We start from the raw sequence: 4,601 nt of genomic DNA on the forward strand, positions 1-4,601 counted from the left end.
GATCGGTATCGGACATCGGCGCCAGGTTCAGTTGCCACAACAGGTGGCTCTGCAGGCTCTCGCCCACCGACGTACGGGTGGTGAAGTCCCACTCGTCATCATCGTTGCTCGGCAGGCTGCTGGCGCTGGTCTGGTAGACGTCTTCCCACGCGGTATCCACGGGAAGCTCGTTGGGAATGCGTTCGTTCCAGTCGCCTTCCTCCAGGTTGTCCACCGTCGGGGCGGTTTCCTGATAGGAGGGTTCCTGCACGTCGGGATTGGGTTTTTGCTCGATGTTGTCGGCCAGCGGGTCTGCATTATCGAAGTCGTCGCCTTCTTCCTGGCGTTCGAGCATCGGATTGGACTCCAGGGCCTCCTGGATTTCCTGTTGCAGGTCCAGGGTCGACAATTGGAGCAGGCGGATGGCCTGTTGCAGCTGCGGTGTCATCGTCAGCTGCTGGCCCATTCTCAGGACTAGCGATGGTTTTCATGGCAGGGGCTTAACACCTTATTCGCCGGCGCAATGCGCCATCCACGACAGGGCGCGTGAGCGCCAAACATAAGCAAATTATATGCCTGATCTCGGGGCCTTTGCCTAGAGCGCGGTAACAATAAAAAAACCGAGGTTTCCATTGACTCCCGCGCGCTCCAGGGAAAAGCGCGATACCCCTGTGTTTACAGGCGGAACTCGTGACCCAGGTACACTTCCTTCACCAGCTCGTTAGCCAGGATAGTCTCGGCATCGCCTTCGGCAATCAGCTGACCATCGTTGACGATATACGCTGTTTCGCAGATATCGAGGGTTTCGCGCACGTTGTGGTCGGTGATCAGCACGCCAATGCCCTTGGCCTTGAGGTGATGGATGATCTGCTTGATGTCACCCACCGAAATCGGGTCGACACCGGCAAAGGGTTCATCCAGCAGGATGAATTTCGGCGCGGTCGCCAGGGCGCGGGCGATTTCCACGCGGCGGCGCTCACCACCGGACAGGCTCATGCCGAGGTTGTCGCGAATATGGTTGATGTGGAATTCCTGCAGCAGGCTTTCCAGCTCCTGGCGGCGGCCATCGCGATCGAGTTCCTTGCGGGTCTCGAGAATCGCCATGATGTTATCGGCTACCGACAGTTTGCGGAAGATCGACGCTTCCTGGGGAAGATAGCCGATACCTGCCCGTGCACGACCGTGCATGGGTTGATGGCTGACATCCAGGTCGTCGATCAATACACGACCCTGGTCTGCCTGGACCAGCCCGACGATCATATAGAAAGCAAGTGGTTTTGCCGGCACCGTTGGGGCCGAGCAAACCGACGATCTGGCCGCTGTCGATCGACAGGCTGACGTCGCGTACCACCTGGCGGCTTTTATAGGCCTTGGCCAGATGCTGGGCTTTCAGGGTTGCCATTACTCGGCCTTCTTCTTCGGCTGGATAACCATGTCGATGCGCGGGCGCGGTGCAGTGACCTTGGAGCCGTTGGCGCGACCGGCGTTGGCGATCTGCTTGACGGTGTCATAGGTGATCTTTTCACCTTCGGTCGAGTTACCGTCTGGGCTCAGTACCTTGGCCTGGTCGATCAACACGATACGATTCTGCTGGGCGTGATACTGGATAGTCTTGCCGTAGCCCTTCATCGGGCCGGTGTCGGTAGCGGACTGCTTCTGCTCGAAATAAGCCAGGTTGCCCACCGACGTCACCACGTCAATGTCGCCTGCCTGGGTGCGCGTCAGAGTCACCGTGTTGCCGGTAATCTTCATCGAGCCCTGGGTGATGATCACGCCGCCTGTATAGGTGGCAACACCTTTCTTGTCATCGAGCTGTGCATCGTCAGCCGAAATATGGATCGGTTGCTGGCTATCGTTTCGGCAGAGCCCAGGCGCTCACGCTTCCCAGTGCTGCGCCCAGACCGAGCAAAATAGGGAGGGTTTTAACGAGCCTCATATCTGTCCTCTTACGTTCGATAGTCAGGTGTATCCTGCTTTCTTTCAAATACGCTTTCATTCCCTTGCCAGTCGATACACCGCCAGCGCCGTCGATTCTAACGTCTTGCTCGGTCTGCGCATATTGCTTCTGTGGGAATACGGTCATGCGACTGCTGGTAATGATGGTGTCGCGGTTCTGCGCGTCTGTACGTGCGACGCGAACCGAGTCGATCAGTTCAACTTCGGTGCCATCCGGGTTGACCTCGCCACGCTTGCTGGTGACGTGCCAGGGAAATTCGGTGCCGCGATACAGGTTCAGGTCCGGATTGGTCAGCAGGCTGACTTCGGAAGCCTTCAAGTGCTCGACCTTGTCCGATGTCATCTCATACTGCACCTTGCCGTCAGGCAGGTACTGAATGCTGTAGGCATTGGTGGCGTAATAGTCGATAAGACCTTCGTCAACCTGCGCAACAGGCTTGTCGAGAAAGCGCTCCGGGCTGATATTCCAGTAGCCCACCGCCAGGAGCAGCGCGGCGATGACCCCGAATAACAGGAAGTTGCGAATCTTTTTGCTCAGCATATAACGCTCTATAGGTAGGCGGCGTGGGCCGCTTCAAGACTGCCCTGGGCACGCAGGATCAACTCGCAGAACTCKCGSGCSGCRCCTTCGCCGCCACGGGCGGTGGTGAYGCCRTGRGCRTGYTSRCGRACRAAAGCGTCGGCACTGGCGACCGCCATGCCCAGGCCTACCCGGCGAATCACCGGCAGGTCTGGTAGGTCATCACCGAGATACGCGACCTCGGCGTAGTCCAGGCCGAGTTCGCCGAGCAATTCATCAAGCACCACGAGCTTGTCTTCACGCCCCTGATAAAGGTGCTGGATGCCCAGGTTTTGCGCCCTGCGTTCAACCACCGGCGTCTTGCGGCCGCTGATGATCGCGGTGCGTACGCCGGAATTGATCAGCATCTTGATGCCGTGGCCGTCGAGTGTGTTGAAGGTCTTGAACTCGCTGCCATCGACAAGGAAGTACAGTTTGCCGTCGGTGAGTACGCCATCGACATCGAATATGGCCAAGCGAATGTCGCGGGCACGCCGTAATAAGTCGTTCACTTACATCACTCCTGCGCGCAACAGATCGTGCATGTTCAACGCGCCAATCGGTCGGTCGTTTTCATCAACCACCACGAGCGCGTTGATCTTGTTGTCTTCCATAATTTTCAGTGCTTCGGCAGCAAGCATGTCGGCGTTAGCGGTCTTGCCATGCAGTGTCATGACCTGATCGATGCTGGCTTGACGAAATGTCGATGCCCTTGTCCAGCGTGCGGCGCAAGTCGCCGTCGGTGAAGATCCCCGCCAGGCGGCCGTCTGCCTCTACCACGGCCGTCATCCCAAGTCCTTTCTGGGTCATTTCCAACAGGGCCTCGCGGAGGGATGTGCCACGATTGATCAGCGGCAGGCGATCACCAGCGTGCATCACATGCTCGACCTTCAGCAGTAGGCGTCTGCCCAAAGCGCCGCCCGGATGTGAGAAGGCGAAATCCTCGGCAGTAAAGCCACGCGCTTCCAGCAGCGCAATCGCCAGCGCATCACCTAGTACCAGGCTGACGGTCGTCGATGAAGTCGGTGCCAGGTTCAGGGGGCAGGCCTCGATGGCGACGCTGGCGTCGATGTTGACCTCTGCCGCCTTTGCGAGCACTTGACTCGGGGTTGCCCGTCATGCTGATCAAGGTGATGCCGAGGCGCTTGATCAACGGCAGCAGTGACGATCTCGCTGGTGGTTCCCGAATTGGAAAGCGCCAGCACCACGTCATCATGCGTGATCATTCCCATGTCGCCATGGCTGGCCTCGGCCGGATGGACGAAGAACGCCGTGGTGCCGGTGCTGGCGAGCGTGGCGGCGATCTTATTGCCGATATGCCCAGACTTGCCCATGCCGACGACGACGACTCGGCCCTTACTCTGCAGGATCAGCTCGCAGGCTTTGACGAAGTGCTCATCGATGCGTGTGCTGAGCTGTTCCACCGCCTCCATTTCCATGCGGATGGTGCGTTGGGCAGTCTCGATCAACTGGCTGCTCTGGCTCATGTATGGGTCATCGCCTGAATGAAAACGCGGGATTATAGCGGTAAACCGGACGCCGCTCACTGAAAAGCCTGGCGCGGATCGTCGCGTTTGAAGCTGAACCCAGGCTGAACGAATGTGCGCTCGCTCATGCAACGACACAGAGACCAGCTTGGGGTGCACATGGCGCGGTGCTATAGTTCGCGCCGCCAAAAACGGCTCTGCGAAGTATCTCCGAAAGAACGGGGGGCGTCTGATTCGCAAGCTGTATCCGAGGAGATCCGATGAGCGCCGCCAACGCTAACGCCGTCGAGCTGAAGGGTGTGACCTTCAAGCGCGGTGAGCGGAGCATTTTCAATAACGTCGACATTGTCATTCCCCGCGGCAAGGTGACGGCCATCATGGGCCCTTCCGGCTGTGGCAAGACTACGTTGCTGCGCCTGATCGCCGCCCAACTCAAACCGACCCGCGGTGAAGTCTGGGTGTCTGGAACCAATTTGCCGACGCTGTCGCGTCGCGAGCTGTTCGACATGCGCAAGCAGATGGGCGTGCTGTTCCAGAGCGGCGCCTTGTTCACGGACCTAGATGTGTTCGAGAACGTCGCCTTCCCGCTACGCGTCCACACCAAGCTGCCCGAAGAGATG

General features: G+C 58.7%; 2 protein-coding genes and 5 pseudogenes. 1 reads left to right on the top strand and 6 read right to left on the bottom strand.

What is annotated here, in order from left to right:
- From DQ405_RS24340 to DQ405_RS24365, 6 genes and pseudogenes are all read right to left on the bottom strand, one after another.
- Nucleotides 1-445: pseudogene (locus DQ405_RS24340) on the bottom strand (RNA polymerase factor sigma-54); the annotation flags it as partial.
- A gap of 209 nt (nucleotides 446-654) precedes the next feature.
- Nucleotides 655-1,381 (bottom strand): annotated as a pseudogene (gene lptB, locus DQ405_RS24345) (LPS export ABC transporter ATP-binding protein).
- Nucleotides 1,381-1,915: pseudogene (lptA, locus tag DQ405_RS24350) on the bottom strand (lipopolysaccharide transport periplasmic protein LptA). Before lptA ends, lptB begins: the two co-directional pseudogenes overlap by 1 nt.
- A pseudogene (gene lptC, locus DQ405_RS24355) lies at nucleotides 1,902-2,476 on the bottom strand (LPS export ABC transporter periplasmic protein LptC). The pseudogenes lptA and lptC overlap by 14 nt, the downstream one beginning before the upstream one ends.
- A gap of 8 nt (nucleotides 2,477-2,484) precedes the next feature.
- Nucleotides 2,485-3,006, bottom strand: coding sequence for an HAD hydrolase family protein (locus DQ405_RS24360; protein ID WP_168426358.1), 522 nt, complete (start codon nucleotides 3,004-3,006; stop codon nucleotides 2,485-2,487).
- Nucleotides 3,007-3,981: pseudogene (locus tag DQ405_RS24365) on the bottom strand (KpsF/GutQ family sugar-phosphate isomerase).
- Nucleotides 3,982-4,241: 260 nt separating this feature from the next.
- Between DQ405_RS24365 and DQ405_RS24370 the strand changes: the two are divergent.
- The coding region (locus DQ405_RS24370; protein WP_168426359.1) for an ATP-binding cassette domain-containing protein at nucleotides 4,242-4,601 on the top strand (360 nt) is incomplete at its 3' end.

This window comes from Pseudomonas sp. SST3 (genome assembly GCF_003325755.1).